Origin of the sequence: Paenibacillus sp. FSL P4-0081, from assembly GCF_000758565.1 — a bacterium.
GTDB classification, from domain to species: domain Bacteria; phylum Bacillota; class Bacilli; order Paenibacillales; family Paenibacillaceae; genus Paenibacillus_AQ; species Paenibacillus_AQ phytohabitans.
In genome coordinates, this window is sequence record NZ_CP009280.1 from 2546847 (window position 1) to 2561243 (window position 14397).

Here is a 14397-nt window from a genome sequence, read left to right on the forward strand (position 1 = left end):
ATTTAAGTGTCATTTTTCCAACTCTTGTTCCGGCAGAGGGACTTGAGCCAGTATTAAGTGCCTTTTATCCAACTGTTCTCGGAGCAGAATATGGACAACAGTAAAAGTTGAGAGCAGAAGAACAGAAGAGTAGAAAGGCAGAAGGGCAGAAGAGCAGAAGAGCAGAAGAGTAGAAGAGTAGAAGAGTAGAAAGGCAGAAGGGCAGAAGGCAGATGGGAAACGGGAGCGGGAACAAGTATGAACATGTTCATGAACATGAACAGACATAGGAACGGAGTCGCAGCGGGTAGGCTAACCGGAAGCTTAAAAACGCTGAAATCAAGGTTTTTTCTAAAATTTAAATAAAAAACTGTCAATCCGAGAGGAAATTGGATAAAATATGATTCAGGCTATTATTTTGTCGAATATACTCTAAACTTTGTCGAATAATTTGTCGATATATATCAAAAGATGTAGAAATAAAATTGACAGGAAAGAAATAGCACTTTACAATGCAGATATAGCATAATCATTTCTACTATTTAGAAGCTTTGATAGCTTTTAACACTGAATGATGAATCAAGCGTTATTTCAAGGGAGGATGCATAATGATGAAAGCAACAGGTATTGTAAGAAAAGTAGATGAACTGGGACGTATCGTGATTCCGATTGAACTACGCAGAACGATGGGAATTGACATAAAAGACCCGCTCGAAATTTTTGTGGACGGCGAAAAGATCATTCTCAGAAAATATGAACCTACTTGTATCTTCTCCGGAAGTGCCGAGAACCTGATCAACTTCAAAGGCAAAATGGTCAGCAAAGATGTTCTTGACGAACTGATTGCAAGCTTCGACCACGTATAAGTTTTGTTCTGAACCGCACCATAAATAATGACAGCAGGGACCGCAGCGCAGGCACTTTAACAGTGTTTGCACTCCGGTCCCTTTTAAATAGCATGAACAAAGACGGCAGTTCCCGGGCTTAGGCTTAGGGAGGACTGCCGTCTTGTGTTGTTTGCGGGTCTATGCGCGGCTATGCTGATAGTTCAGCTCTCCAGCGCACTCTGCACTCTTCGGATAAAAGCATCGTATTGCACCAGCCCCAGCTCAATACAGAGCTTCTGGGAGGGCGTCAGCTTGCCGATCTTGTCCAGCTCCTGCAGCTTATGCTCCAGATCCTCGTACATCTCCTGTTTGGCCCGGAGGGCTTCGCGGAGCAGGGTGTGCATCGTCTCTTCATCTGCCATGTCCCCGAAATACAGATGCATCAGGAAGTCGGAACGGAGCACATCCTTCTCCGCAGGCTGACGCAAATACTTCTGGAAGTGCAGTTCACCGTCAGGTGTAATTGTAAACAAGTTCTTATCCGGTTTGCCCTCCTGGCGTACCGCTTCCCTGGAGATCAGACCCAGCTTCTCCATCTTGCTTAAGGTGGGGTAGATCGTGCCGAAGCTGGCATCGAAGAAGAAGGAGAAATACTCCTCGAAATGCCGCTTGATATCATAACCGGAATGGGGCTTCTCACTTAGAATCCCGAGTATTACATCTTGAATGTTCATTAACGTCTGCCGCTCCTCTCTCTCCTTCCTACCATATCACATCTGTCCTGCCGGACTCAATTTGAACTGGCGAAGGTGTCAGGGCCAGAGAAGCTTCACAGGTACTCAGGCATTGGCTGCCGCTCCGGTCCGGACTGCGCGTTTCTCCCGGCGGAGCAGGGTAAGCAGCACACTGGCAGCGGTAGCAACAGCAGCGATATAGAGCAGCGCCGTCACGTCGTGCAGAATGCCCTCACCGCCTATGACGAGATCCAGCATGCCGTCCACAGCATAGTAAGCAGGGAAGAATTGACCGGCCGACTGGTAAAAGGGGGACAGTACGTCCCGGGGAATCGTAGCCCCGGAGCTCAGCATCTGTATGGACAGCAGCGCAATGTTCAGCCATGCTCCGGCATCGCCGAACAGCACAAGACTGAGATTGGCGACCGTCATGCAGGAGAGGATGACGACTAATTCGAACATCCACAGGCTGAGGAAGCCTTGCGAAGAGTGGATGCCGAGAACATGCAGCAGTGAAGCGCTGATGAGTGAGCCGGCAAGTGCAGTACCAGCCATCAGCACATACCGGGCGCTAAGCCTCTGCCATTTGCTGGCAGCAGCGGCCAGACTGGCAGAGACTTTGCTCAGGTTCATGGCCAGCAGCATGGCGCCGGTGAAGGAAGCCGTAACGACCATTAGCGGAACCATGGTTTCAGCGAAGTTGGTAGCCGGATTCACAATCTGGATATCGGAGCTGATCCGGCTTGCTGCGCTGCTTCGAATCATTGCGGCTTCTGCCTCCGGCAGCTTCATGGCAGTGAGCACGCCTCCAAGTCCCGCAGCACTGCTCTTTGCATCCATGGCAGCAGTGACTTTGGCCGCTACGCCCTGCATGACATTAGAGACCATCTGCGGATTGGATTCGTTCAGATAATAGCGGATCTTGGCCCCGGACGAAGGCTCGCTTAGTGAAGCGGTGAAGCCTTGGGGAAGCTCAATAATCATTCGGAGGGAACGATGCCCGAGCCGGTCCTGCGCCTCTGCCAGAGAGAGGCCCTCCACCTGTTCGAAGTTAAGGGACGTGGATATATTGTCAGCGATGGACTGGGCTGCACTGCCGTCTCCGTTAACAATGGCGATCGGCAGCTGATCTACCCGGTCAGTGACATGATCGTAGCCGGTGATCCAGATGAGGCTGAAAAAGACTTGGAACAGCAGCGCAGTAATAATCCCGACGATGGTTACGGGTTGTTTGAGAAACTGAATGATTAATTTCATTGTGTAAACACTCCTTATACCAATGTGTTATATGGCAATATGTAATATATCATTATGAAATAATAAAATCAATGCATATTCTTGGGTTCGTAGACAATACGTGCTGCTTTCCTATATCATTAAAGCGTGTTATGGAAGCTCCAGATGAACTAGAGAGTCAGAGGCAGAACAATTTGGAAGGGATGGGTCACCTTATGAGTTATGAAGAAAAGACACAGGCAGAGCACGGGCAGCTGCCGAAATTGAACAAACCGGAAGCTATCGTATTCGATATGGATGGTACGCTGTTCCAGACGGAGAGCCTGCTATTGCCGGCCTATCATAAAATGTTTGATATCCTGCGCGAGGAAGGGCTGTATTCCGGGCCTACTCCGCCGGAGGAGCGCATTCTGGGCAGCCTTGGCATGCTGCTGGCGCAAATCTGGAAGAATGTAATGCCGGAAGCGGACGCGGCGGTGCACCGCCGGGCGGATGAGCTGCTGCTGCAGCTGGAAATTGAAGGACTGGAAGCCGGAGGGACCCTTCTGTATCCTAAGGTAGTGGAAACGCTGCGTGCGCTTCATGCGCGCGGAGTGAAATTGTTCGTCGCCAGCAACGGGCTGGAGGATTATATTCACAGCATCGTAGTGGTGCATGAGCTGAAGGAGCTGTTCGAGGGCTTATACAGTGCAGGCGGACAAGGAACGGCAACCAAGACTGAGCTGCTTGGACTCCTGCTGGACAACCACAATATCAGCAGTGCCTGGATGGTGGGCGACCGTTCCTCTGACGTGGAAGCGGGCAAGGGCAACGGGCAGACGGTAATTGGCTGCGGCTACGCCGGATTCGGACGGCAGGATGAGCTGAAGGGCTCCGACGTTATTATTTCTTCCTTCGATGAATTAATCGGGCTGTACGACAACAGCACAGCGCAAGACCTGTAAGGAAGCAGATCCCGGAATAGTTTGTACAAAAGCAAGTACACACGGATGTCTTTACTGCCGGATCACCGGCGTTAAGGACATCCGTTTTGGCATCAGCGGGGACGGGTACGGATAAATCTCGAAATTTCATACCTTTTCTCGAATGTGGACCGTTTCTTTGGAGGTATGCAAAATTTATACTGATAGTGTAAGCGTTTCACCAGAAGTGAACCTCAGGAGCCCGGCGAAGGCGGGCGCAGAGGCCCGGACAATGTGGATGAGGAGGGATAGGCTTGCACAAGCTGTTTCTGGTTGAAGACGAAGCTCTGATCCGTTCGGGCCTCAAACATTTGATTGAGGAGGTTATCGGCGGCTTTCAGGTGGTGGGTGAAGCAGAGAACGGAAGACTTGCGCTGGAGGCGCTCAAGAGTGTGAAGCCCGATGTTCTGATTACGGATATACGGATGAATGAAATGAACGGTCTGGAGATGATCCGGCGGGTCCGTGACCAGTACCCTGACCTGTACATTCTAATTCTAAGCGGGTATGCCGACTTTGAATATGCGAAGCAGGCGATCAAATACGGCATCAGCGATTATCTGCTGAAGCCGGTTGACCGCACGGAGCTGGCCCAGGCACTGGGGGATTTCAGGCGCAAGCACGGAACCCGGAGCGGCCTTGCGGACCTGCCGGAAGAGGGCGGAGCAGACCTGAAGGGCAGGCAATTGATCCGTAAAGTGAAAGAGTTGGTTGCGCAGCGGCTGGATCAGGAAATTTCACTGCAATATATGGCGGAGCAGGTGCATCTGAATCACCAGTACCTGTCGGTACTGTTCAAATCAGAAACGGGGCAGAACTTTACGGATTATGTCTCGCAGTGCCGGATGAACCGGGCCAAGCAGCTGCTGAAGGAAACGAATCTCAAAATCTATGAGGTAGCCAAATTATCAGGCTATCTAAGCTCCAAGCATTTCATGGCGGTATTCAAGGACTATACCGGCAGCACTCCCACGCAGTACAGGGAACAGCTGTAATGTAACCGTTAACTTAAAAGGGGAAAAGGAGGAGCAATGATGCGGAAATATGAAGTTGTTGTAGCAGGCGGCGGGGTTTCAGGCTCGATCGCGGCCATCGCGGCAGCAAGAGCAGGCGCCGTAACACTGATCATAGAGGCAGGAGGTTTCCTCGGCGGAACTCTAACCGCTGCGGGTGTCGGGCCGATGATGACTTTTCATGCCGGGCATAAGCAGGCCATCCAGGGGATCACTGATGAGCTGATTCAGCGGCTTCAGGCGCTCGGCAAATCACCGGGACATATCCCGGATGCGACTAACTACACTTATTCGGTGACACCATTCGATGCCGAAGCGATGAAATACGAGCTGGATCTGATGCTGCAGGAGAGCGGAGGCGAGGTGCTGTATCATACGATGCTGGCCGGGGCCGAAGTATCGGGCAGACGCATTGAGTCGCTTACCCTGTGCAACAAGGCGGGGCTCAGCCGCATTACAGCGGATGTGTTCATTGATGCTACCGGAGACGGGGACTTGGCTGCCTGGTCCGGAGTGCCGTTCACCAAAGGCCGTGAATCCGATGAGCAGTCACAGCCGATGACCCTGAAGATGAAGATGAGGGGGGTGGACACGGAGAAGATCAAGGCGTACATCCGCGAGCACCGCGAGGACTTCCCGCGCATGAACCTTGATATCACCGTGATGGACTCGGCGGCCAGATTATCTGTCGCCGGCTTCGACAAGCAGTTCCGGGAAGCCAAATCGCGCGGCGAGATCAGTATTCCGAGAGAAGATGTGCTGTTCTTCGAGACGAGCAATCCCGGCGAGATTATTATGAACACGACACGCATTCTAGGCAAGGACAGCACAGATCCGTGGAGCCTCAGCGAGGCGGAGATTGAAGGGCGCAGGCAGTGTAGGGAGCTGGAGCTCTTTTTGAAAAAGTATATTCCCGGCTTTGAAGAGTCCGTGGTAGTCTCCACAGGTCCGTCCATCGGTGTCCGCGGCTCCCGCCAGATCAAGGGTGTGTACACGCTGACCGCGCAGGATATTCTGTCGGTGAAGCCCTTTGCGGATGTGATCGCCCACTCCGGCTATCCGATTGATATTCACAGCCCGGACGGCGAGGGAACCGCAACGGATCATCTGGAATGGGGGGCGATGTACGGCATCCCTTACCGCTGCCTGATCACGAACGAAATCGACAACCTGATTGTGGTCGGCAGATGTCTCTCAGCTACTTTTGAAGCCCAGGCGGCTGTACGAACTACACCTACGGTGGGGGCAATTGGTCAGGCGGGCGGTACTGCGGCGGCATTGGCCGTGAAAGAAGGAGTCCCCGTGCAGCAGGTGGACTATAAGGAACTGCAGCAGACACTCGTGGCGCATGGCGCTTATCTGGAGGTGTAACGGGCGGAGCATGGTGCGCAAAAATAATGTAATGTACAGCTTGAACTGTTAATCTTTCGGATTAGCACGCCGTGCTCTCTGCTAGAGCCGCAGGCTGGTGGCTGTGACGGGACCGCGCCTAAGCTCTAACTGTATTTTGTGCAACTAAAGTGAGCGTTTATGGCGCTACGAAGGTTTTAATTGCATTTGATACAGTTATAATCCCCATATTCCTCAAAAGGGGACTTATCGTTATTTTTAGTTGTACAGAATACAATTATTCCGGTAAAACCGGCTTTTCGCCAGATTTTAGTTGTATGAAATACAATTAAATGCTGTTGCTGCAGTTGCTATTGCTATTGCTAATGCTATTGCTAATGCTGTTGCTGCTGTTGCTGTTGCTGCTGTTGCTGCTGTTGTTGCTGTTGTTGCTGTTGCTATTTCTGTTTCTGTTGCTGCTGCTGCTATAGCTATAGCTCTGTTACTAGCTTCTTACACCCCACGCTGGTTGCTCTCAAAGACTGGGAAGCGCGGACGTGATACGGAAGGTTGTCATTTTCAAGATTAATCTATACCGTTCATTTGATTCCAAGCTTGCTTGGTTTCCGATGGTAATTAAGCACAATAATTCTTATAACAACGTATATTTCACAAAAATTTAGGAGGAATTGGTTTGGAAACTGTGCAGATTATCGGCATTTTACTTGTATTCATTGTGTTTGTGGGCCTGATGATGACCCGCAAGCTGACCACGCTGCTCGCCCTGCCGATGATGGCGATTCTGCTGGCGGCGATCGCGGGTATCCCGCTCCTGTCCGATAACCCGGATACCTTCACCATCACCAAGGGTGTGCTCGCAGGCGGGGCCATGAAGCTGTCTACCGCCATCGCCGGACTGATCTTCGGTGCCTGGTTCGGCCAGATTCTCAGCAAGGTCGGCATCACGAAGACCATTATCCGCAAGGCTGCGGAGCTGGCCGGTGACAAGCCGCTGGCGATTGCCCTTATCTTTTTCCTCGCCGCGTCTGTAATCTTCTCGGCTGCCAACGGGCTGGGCATGGTCATTCTCGTCGGAACGATCGCTATTCCCATTATGCTCACCGCCGGTCTGAAGCCGTTCGTCAGCGGCCTTGTTGTCCTGTTGGCCAATGCGGTCGGCGTGGTCTTCAACGTCTCCACCTGGGCGATTTATACCGATGTGCTTAAGGTGCCCACGAACACGATTGCTTCGTATTCACTGATCTGCGCTATTCCGCTGATTGTCATTGCCTTGATAATGATCGTCTACTATACCCGCAAAGACGGCAAGGTCCGCCGTGCCTGGGCCATGCCGCTCAAGCCGGAATTCCAGGCTCAGGATACCAAGAACGTAAGAGCCATCGCGCTCATCAGTCCGCTTGTTCCGGTGCTGCTGGTATTTTTCCTGAAGGTTGATATTGTCTCTGCAGTCTTCATGGGGGCGATTGTCACATTGCTGCTCGCCACACCGAAGCGTCCGATCCATGTGCTGTCGAGTGCGCTGGTGGAAGGGATTCAGGATGTGGCCGGTGCGCTCGGGCTGATGATCGGGATCGGGATGCTGCTCAGCGCGGTAACTGCACCTCCGGTGGCGTTGCTGATTCAGCCGCTGATCGAAGGCATTATTCCAACCAGCCCGCTGATGTATATTCTTGTCTTCACCCTGCTGTCCCCGCTTGCCATTTACCGTGGACCGCTTAACGTATGGGGGCTCGGCAGCGGAATCGCGGCACTGATTGTTGCCGGAGGCATGGCACCAGTTGCAGCGATGCTGGCTCTGCGTATCGTGAGCAATCTGCAGGCTGTCAGCGATCCGACCAACTCGCACAATGTCTGGATCGCCGACTACACCAAGACGGATATTATTGAAACGCTGCGCAAGACACTGCCATGGATGTTCGCGGCTGTGATGATCTCGATGATTATCGCGGGTCTGACCGTTTTCTAGATTAAGCTCTGGTTAGGCGAATACGGATTGCAGATAAGAGACATAAGCTTCATGGAGAGGAGAACCTGCTATGAACAATAAACAAATCAGGATCGGCATCGATGTCGGAGGAACCTTCACGGATGCCGTTGCGATAGACAATGAGACCTTTGAGGTGCTGTCCAAGGTCAAAATGCCCACAACGCATCACGATGAACGCGGAGTCGCCAGTGGGATTGTCCAGATCATTCAGCGGATTATGAGCGAGAACGGCATTCTTCCCGGTGACATCAAGTTCATCGCCCACGGGACGACTCAGGCCACCAATGCTCTGCTCGAAGGAGATGTTGCCCGTGTCGGCATCGTGGGGATGGGCACGGGCCTCGATGCCCGCAGTGCCCGCTCCGAGACCAATGTGGCCAATATTGAGCTGGCTGCGGGCAAATATCTTACCACGTATCACAAGTTCATTGATTCGAAGGAACTGACGCCGGAAACCATCGATGCGGCGATTGATCAGCTGCTCGCCCAGGGTGCAGAGGTTATTGTGGCCTCGGAAGCCTACAGTGTCGATGATCCGGCCAACGAGCTGAGAGTGATGGAAGCGGCGCGCAGCCGGGGAGTGTACGCCACCGGCGGACATGAAATCTCCCAGCTCTATGGGCTGAAGACGCGGACCCGTACAGCGGTCGTCAATGCGAGCCTGATTCCGAAGATGATGGAGACCGCCAACATGACTGAGCAGGCCGTCAAAGAAGCGGGGATTACCTCCCAGTTGATGATCATGCGCTGCGATGGCGGTGTCATGAGCATCGACGAGGTGCGCAAGCGTCCGATCCTGACCATGCTGTCAGGGCTGGCGGCCGGTGTCGCCGGCGCCCTGATGTATGAGAAGATATCGGACGGTATTTTCTTCGAAGTCGGCGGAACCAGTGTAGATATCTCCGTGATCAAGAACGGCAAGGTGATGATTGAGAATGCCCAGGTAGGCGGACATAAGACTTATCTGCGTTCGCTGGATGTACGGACGCTCGCCGTTGCCGGGGGCAGCATGATCCAGATCGGCGGAGGCAAGATCACGGATGTCGGCCCGCGCAGTGCGCATATCGCCGGTCTGGAGTACGAATGCTTCACCGGTAAGGAGAATCTGGAGCAGCCTGTCATCGGTCTCGTCAGTCCGCGCCCGGGAGATCCGGATTACGTCACCGTCCGGGGTGCGGGAGGACATGAATATGCGCTGACCCTGGCAGGTGCGGCGAATCTGCTGAATCATGTGCCGGAGACGGACTATGCCCGCGGGAATATGGAGAGCACAAGAATAGCCTGGCAGGCGCTGGGTTCCCGGCTCGGTATGTCTGCGGAAGACGCAGCAAGGGCGGCAATGGATATTGCCATCCGCAAGGTGATGGCGGTTGTGAACCAGATGATCAGCGATTATGAGCTCGACACCGGGTTTGTTACGCTGGTGGGCGGCGGCGGAAGCGGAGCTGTGCTCGTTCCGGCGATGGCGGCGAGCGAAGGCTTCAAGCACCAGATCGCCAATAATGCGCCGTATATCTCCACGATCGGCGTTGGGATGGCAATGGTCCGCGAGCAGATCGAGAAGACTGTGGTCGGTGCGACAGAGCGGGATATCAAGCTGATCCGGGCGGAGATTATGGAGAAAATCGTCCAGTCCGGAGCGAATGAAGCCACGGTTGACGTGACGATCGAGATCGATTCGCAGCGCAATATTCTGCGGGCCATCGCCACCGGCTCGACCGAGCTGCGCTCGAAGGATCTGGCCAGCCGCGAGGTGCCCGTGAACGAGCTGCTGCTGACGGCGGCGGAAGCACTGGGCCAGCCGGCCGGCCAGACGGAGCTGAAGGCGGCCTCCGGCAGATGGTTCCTGTTCGAGTCCAGCGAAATCAAGAAGTCCATGTTTGGGCTGGTGAAGAAGAAGCTCAGCCATGTCGGCGTGCTGGACCGCGAGGGCGTGGTGCGATTTAAGAAGACGAATGCGTATCATCTGGCTTTTTTGAAGAAGAATATGGCCGACCGGTTTGCCTCGTTCCTGGAGGAGAATACAATCTATTCGGACGCTAATGCGACGATCCCGAAGACCTTTGTCTTCTATAAGGAAAAAATGCTCGATCTGACCGGGATGCAGACCAAGGAGCAGCTGTTCTCCATTCTCGAAGTGGAAACCCAGCTGCTCGAGGACAACAGCGAAATACTCGCTGTCGTCTATCAGTAGGAGGTGCACAGGATGATGAAGACAGCTGAACGGACGCTACCAAGCGATAGTGTGCTGGGATATGCCGAACTCACAAATGATCTGCTGTTTCACAGAATACCGCACAGCAAACGGCGTTATTATGTAGAGCGCCCGCTGGCGATCGGCAGGGAGCAGGCTACTTCATTCAAAGCCCGTTACGGCACGGATGTCGGGGCCATCTGCCGGGACCGCGGAATCAGTGTCAATCTCAATGAACGGCAGGGCACCATCGGGCAGATCCGCTTCCGCGCCCAGATTGAGCTGTCGGCCAAGGAGCGCGCCATTACGCTGTATAAATCGTCCATGGAAGAACTGCGGCAGTGTGCCGGTGTGCTGCTTCCCGGCCGTTCCTTCACGCTGAAGGAAATCACAGACATCCATCTCGCGCATGAGCTGTTCCACGATCTGGAGTTCACGGAGCTGGGATACACCAACAAGCGGCTTGACGACATCAGCAGCCTCTCCCTGGGTCCGCTGCGCATCCGGGCCAGCGTGACCAAGGCCTCGGAGATCGCCGCGCATGCGTTCAGCCGTTATCTTCTGGATCTGCCCTGCCTGCCGAATCTGCTGGATTACGCTTATATGATTCACAGCGGTACGCTGACTGCTGCTGAATTCTGGAGGCAGACGGAGGTTTGGTCCGGAGAGCTTGAGAATAGCTGAGCGGACTTCTTCAGACAGCAGCCTTGTGCACGTAAGCAGACAGCAACCTTAAGAGGTGTGCTGTCTGCTGTATTTTTGTAGAGAAAGCTATTGCGCCAGCCAGGGAGAACGTCTCTGACTTCGGACTCGAATTATGCTATGTTGGAGTGGGTAACCAGAGTTTGGGGAGGCTGTCCGCGTGCCATTCAGAAAAGGGTCAAACAAATCAATATACGTGCCGCTGCGCACCAAGTTTATCGTATTGTTCTGCCTGCTGATTACGATTCCGTTTCTCGTGATCGGCACCATCAGCTATAAGAAATATACTGCCGGTGTGGAGCGCAGCACTGTGGAGCTCTCCAATCAGGTTGTGAGCCAGATTAATATCAACCTGGAGCATTACATTAAGGAACTGGACCGGCTTACACTTACGCCGCTGTACGATGAGGATATGATGCAGATTCTCCGCAAGCACAGCGGCAGCGGCTCGGCGAACACTTATTTAACTACGGATGAGACGCTGAAGATGAATCTGTTTATTTCTTCGCTGGCTTTTGACCGGGGTGAGATTGAGAGCATTCTGGTGTTCACCAATGACGGAGGAATCTTCAGTAATCTGGACCAGAGCGTCAGGAAGCGGTGGGACCGCAGCATGGCAGACTGGATGGAGGCGGTTGAGCAGGAAGACGGTGGTCTTGCCATCCTGCCGCCGCATGCTGCGGCCTACTATACAGAGGCGAAGCAGGGGATTATCTCGGTGGCCCGGGTTATCCGTGAGCCCTATACGAATGACATGCTGGGGATCGTCAAGGTGGATCTGACGGCACGGGGGTTCGGTTCGATTGTATCTACGGTGCGTTCGAGCGGGAGCGGTCTGCTGCAGATTACCGGCAAGGATCAGGTTATGCTGTACTCAGGGCCAGACGGGCTTCCCGATTCAAGTGAATCCTATATTACAGCCTCTGCCCACTCTTCATATACGGGACTTAAGGTGACCTCACTGATTCCGCGGACGCAGCTCCGGGAAGACGCACGTGAGCTAACGAATTCTACATTGATTGTCTCAATCGTAGCCCTGATGGCTGCTTATGCGGCGGCGATTCTGCTGTCGAACCGCCTGATTAAGCCGATTGCCCATCTGCAGTCGAAGATGAGGCAGGTGAAGCGGGGGCTGTTCCTGGAGCGGGCGACGGTCACTACGAGCGATGAAATCGGGCAGCTGACCGAAGGCTTCAATACGATGATCGGCGAGATCGACCGTCTGGTCAAAGAGGTCTATGAGACCCGGCTGAAGGAGCGGGAAGCCGAGCTGCTTGCGCTGCAGAGCCAGATTCATCCGCATTTTCTGTACAATACCCTGGAAATGGTGAACATGCTGGCCCTTCAGGGCAATACCCGGGAACTCTCGGGTGTGGTGACCAGTCTCGGGAAGCTGCTGCGCTACACGGTCGGCCATCAGGAGCAGATGGTGTACGTTCTGGATGAGGTAAGATTCGTAGAAGCGTATCTTCGAATCCAGGGTATGCGTCTTGGAGACAAGCTGCAGGCTGTAATCCATATTGACTCTTCCTTCGATTACTGCGTGGTGCCGAAGCTGATTCTGCAGCCGCTGATTGAGAATGTTATTGAGCATGCCATGGGCCAGGACACGCTGCAGCTTGCCCTGACGGCTTCGGTAGAAGAGGAAGACTTGGTGCTGTCCGTCAAGGATGATGGTCTTGGCATAACCGGTGAACGGATGCAGGAGCTTGAAGAACAGCTGTATCAGAATAAATCCCGGCCCGGTACAGAGACGGAGCAGGGCGGCTTCGGCCGGATTCAAAAGGGATTTGCGTTGCGCAATGTCCATCAGCGGCTCCGGCTGCTCTATGGAGAGCCTTACGGATTAACTCTTGATCATACGGCAGAGCGCGGGGTAACGGTCTCACTGCGGCTGCCGATGAACTGGGAAGCCATGAACAATGCCGGTCCCGCCGGGGACAGGCAGGAGGAGGATTAATGATGCGGACAAGGCTGCTAAGCCTTATGATAGCGGTATTAATGGCTGCGGGCTGCTCTTCAGGGGCAGGAAGCGGGGCGTCTGTCGGGAAAGTGGAAGGTGAAGAAGCAGGAGGAAGTGAGGCGGCTGCTGTGCAGGAGCCTGTGAAGCTGAAGTTCAGCATTTGGGGCAACGATGCGCAGAAGGCAATGGTTGAGGGCCTGGTGGATGAATATGAACAGCTCCATCCCGGGATGGAGGTAGAGATCATGACGATTCCGTTTGCCGATTATCAGCAAAAGCTGTCGATCATGCTGGCCTCCCGTACCGCGCCTGATGCCGGCTGGCTGGCGGAGCGGATGATTCCCCAGCTGCTGGAATCCGGCCAGCTGGTGGACATTGCAGCAGAGGTCAAAGAAGATCCCGGATATAACTACGCGGATATTTATCCGTCTACACTTGACATCTTCAAGCGGGAGGATCGGCTGTACGGAATCCCATTCTCTACGCCTCCGGTGCTGATCTACTACAATAAGGACCTGTTTCTTGAGAAGGGTCTGAAGACGCCAACGGAGCTGTATAAGGAAGGGAACTGGAACTACGAGGAATTTCTCAAGGCAGCGCGCAGCCTCACTGATTCACAGCAAGGCATTTACGGCGTGAAGCTGGTCCGCGACTGGAACAACTGGTCGGATGCGCTGCTGCCGCTGTTCTGGTCGCATGGCGCCGAGCTGTTTGACAGCAGTGCAACGGCTTTTGCGCTGAATTCTCCGGCAGGGAGAGAGGCGCTGCAGCTCTACAGTGATATGATGTTCAAGGACAAGGTGCATCCGCTTCCGGGCGATGAGCTAACCTTCGACAGCGGCCGGATCGGTATGTATACGGACCGTTACAGCTATACCTCGAAGGCCCGTGCGGTTACTGATTTTGATTGGGATATCGTTCCAATGCCGGCAGGTGTGAAGGGTACAGGAACTTCACTCGGCTATGCGGGAGTCTCTGTATTCGAGACCAGGCATCCGGCGGAAGCCGCGGAATTCCTGAAGTTCATCACCAGCGCAGAAGCCATGAGCGTTACCGCGCAATACTTCGTCCCGTCCCGGAAATCCGTGCTTGAATCGGATGTCTTCCTGAGAGCGGCTTCCAAACCTTCGCCGGAGAGCATCCAGCTGGCCGTGCTCGACCAGATCGCGGATGCCCGGATCGCGCCGGGCCATAAGAACTGGCAGCAGATTGATACGAAGATCCAGAGGCTGCTGGACGGGCTCTACACGCAAAGCTCTACCGTGGACGGACTGCTCGGACAAATGGAGGTTGAGGTGGGCCCGCTTATGAAATAAGAGGGGACTTTGTACACGTTAAAGACCGCCTTCGGCCCCCCAAAGTGCCTGAGTAATCATCGAAGCCACAGCCCCACTTTGTGGGGTTATTTTGCATACGTGGATAGAGACTGGTTTGAGCAACGCGACTGCTG

12 protein-coding genes are annotated in these 14397 nt (G+C 53.8%); 10 read left to right on the top strand and 2 right to left on the bottom strand.

The window, feature by feature from the left end; translation table 11 throughout:
• Positions 1-587: 587 nt before the first annotated feature.
• Entirely contained in the window at positions 588-845 is a 258-nt protein-coding gene (locus tag P40081_RS10705) for an AbrB/MazE/SpoVT family DNA-binding domain-containing protein (RefSeq protein WP_025708535.1), read from the top strand.
• A gap of 182 nt (positions 846-1027) precedes the next feature.
• Here P40081_RS10705 and P40081_RS10710 read toward each other — a convergent pair whose 3' ends face one another.
• Positions 1028-1540, bottom strand: a complete 513-nt coding sequence (locus P40081_RS10710; RefSeq protein ID WP_042135359.1) for a PadR family transcriptional regulator — start codon at positions 1538-1540, stop codon at positions 1028-1030.
• A gap of 105 nt (positions 1541-1645) precedes the next feature.
• Positions 1646-2797 carry a YhgE/Pip domain-containing protein gene (locus P40081_RS10715; protein WP_042135360.1) on the bottom strand — a complete coding sequence of 384 codons (1152 nt, stop codon included), beginning with the start codon at positions 2795-2797 and terminating at the stop codon, positions 1646-1648.
• Between the two features lie 194 nt (positions 2798-2991).
• On the opposite strand from P40081_RS10715, the gene P40081_RS10720 reads away from it, so the two are divergent.
• The 9 genes from P40081_RS10720 (at position 2992) to P40081_RS10760 (ending at position 14263) form a co-directional block, all read left to right on the top strand.
• Positions 2992-3720 carry an HAD family hydrolase gene (locus tag P40081_RS10720; RefSeq protein ID WP_042135362.1) on the top strand — a complete coding sequence of 243 codons (729 nt, stop codon included), beginning with the start codon at positions 2992-2994 and terminating at the stop codon, positions 3718-3720.
• Positions 3721-3992: 272 nt separating this feature from the next.
• On the top strand, positions 3993-4733 hold the full coding sequence (locus tag P40081_RS10725) for a response regulator transcription factor (RefSeq protein WP_042135364.1): 741 nt from the start codon (positions 3993-3995) through the stop codon (positions 4731-4733).
• Between the two features lie 36 nt (positions 4734-4769).
• The gene (locus tag P40081_RS10730) at positions 4770-6122 is read left to right on the top strand and encodes an FAD-dependent oxidoreductase (RefSeq protein ID WP_231575323.1); all 1353 of its coding nucleotides are present in this window, start codon (positions 4770-4772) and stop codon (positions 6120-6122) included.
• Positions 6123-6414: 292 nt separating this feature from the next.
• Positions 6415-6669: a hypothetical protein gene (locus P40081_RS38360; protein ID WP_156118578.1), complete on the top strand. Its 255-nt coding sequence runs from the start codon at positions 6415-6417 to the stop codon at positions 6667-6669.
• 114 nt (positions 6670-6783) lie between these two features.
• Positions 6784-8067, top strand: coding sequence for a citrate transporter (locus P40081_RS10740; RefSeq protein ID WP_231575411.1), 1284 nt, complete (start codon positions 6784-6786; stop codon positions 8065-8067).
• Between the two features lie 70 nt (positions 8068-8137).
• The gene (locus P40081_RS10745; protein ID WP_042135369.1) at positions 8138-10282 is read left to right on the top strand and encodes a hydantoinase/oxoprolinase family protein; all 2145 of its coding nucleotides are present in this window, start codon (positions 8138-8140) and stop codon (positions 10280-10282) included.
• Positions 10283-10294: 12 nt separating this feature from the next.
• A complete protein-coding gene (locus tag P40081_RS10750; protein WP_042135372.1) occupies positions 10295-10966 on the top strand; it encodes a hypothetical protein in 672 nt (223 codons plus the stop codon).
• Positions 10967-11144: 178 nt separating this feature from the next.
• Positions 11145-12944 (top strand): sensor histidine kinase, encoded by a 1800-nt coding sequence (locus P40081_RS10755; protein WP_042135374.1) that lies wholly within the window; start codon positions 11145-11147, stop codon positions 12942-12944.
• Positions 12944-14263, top strand: a complete 1320-nt coding sequence (locus P40081_RS10760; RefSeq protein ID WP_052421759.1) for an ABC transporter substrate-binding protein — start codon at positions 12944-12946, stop codon at positions 14261-14263. The genes P40081_RS10755 and P40081_RS10760 overlap by 1 nt, the downstream gene beginning before the upstream one ends.
• The last annotated feature ends 134 nt before the right edge of the window (positions 14264-14397 follow it).

What these genes read in the sequence shown, in the direction of transcription:
- P40081_RS10745 (WP_042135369.1), top strand. Translation starts at nt 8,138, where the DNA reads ATGAACAATAAACAAATCAGGATCGGCATCGATGTCGGAGGAACCTTC.
- P40081_RS10750 (WP_042135372.1), top strand. Translation starts at nt 10,295, where the DNA reads ATGATGAAGACAGCTGAACGGACGCTACCAAGCGATAGTGTGCTGGGA.
- P40081_RS10705 (WP_025708535.1), top strand. Translation starts at nt 588, where the DNA reads ATGATGAAAGCAACAGGTATTGTAAGAAAAGTAGATGAACTGGGACGT.
- P40081_RS10720 (WP_042135362.1), top strand. Translation starts at nt 2,992, where the DNA reads ATGAGTTATGAAGAAAAGACACAGGCAGAGCACGGGCAGCTGCCGAAA.
- P40081_RS10715 (WP_042135360.1), bottom strand. Translation starts at nt 2,797, where the DNA reads ATGAAATTAATCATTCAGTTTCTCAAACAACCCGTAACCATCGTCGGG.
- P40081_RS10760 (WP_052421759.1), top strand. Translation starts at nt 12,944, where the DNA reads ATGATGCGGACAAGGCTGCTAAGCCTTATGATAGCGGTATTAATGGCT.
- P40081_RS10710 (WP_042135359.1), bottom strand. Translation starts at nt 1,540, where the DNA reads ATGAACATTCAAGATGTAATACTCGGGATTCTAAGTGAGAAGCCCCAT.
- P40081_RS10730 (WP_231575323.1), top strand. Translation starts at nt 4,770, where the DNA reads ATGATGCGGAAATATGAAGTTGTTGTAGCAGGCGGCGGGGTTTCAGGC.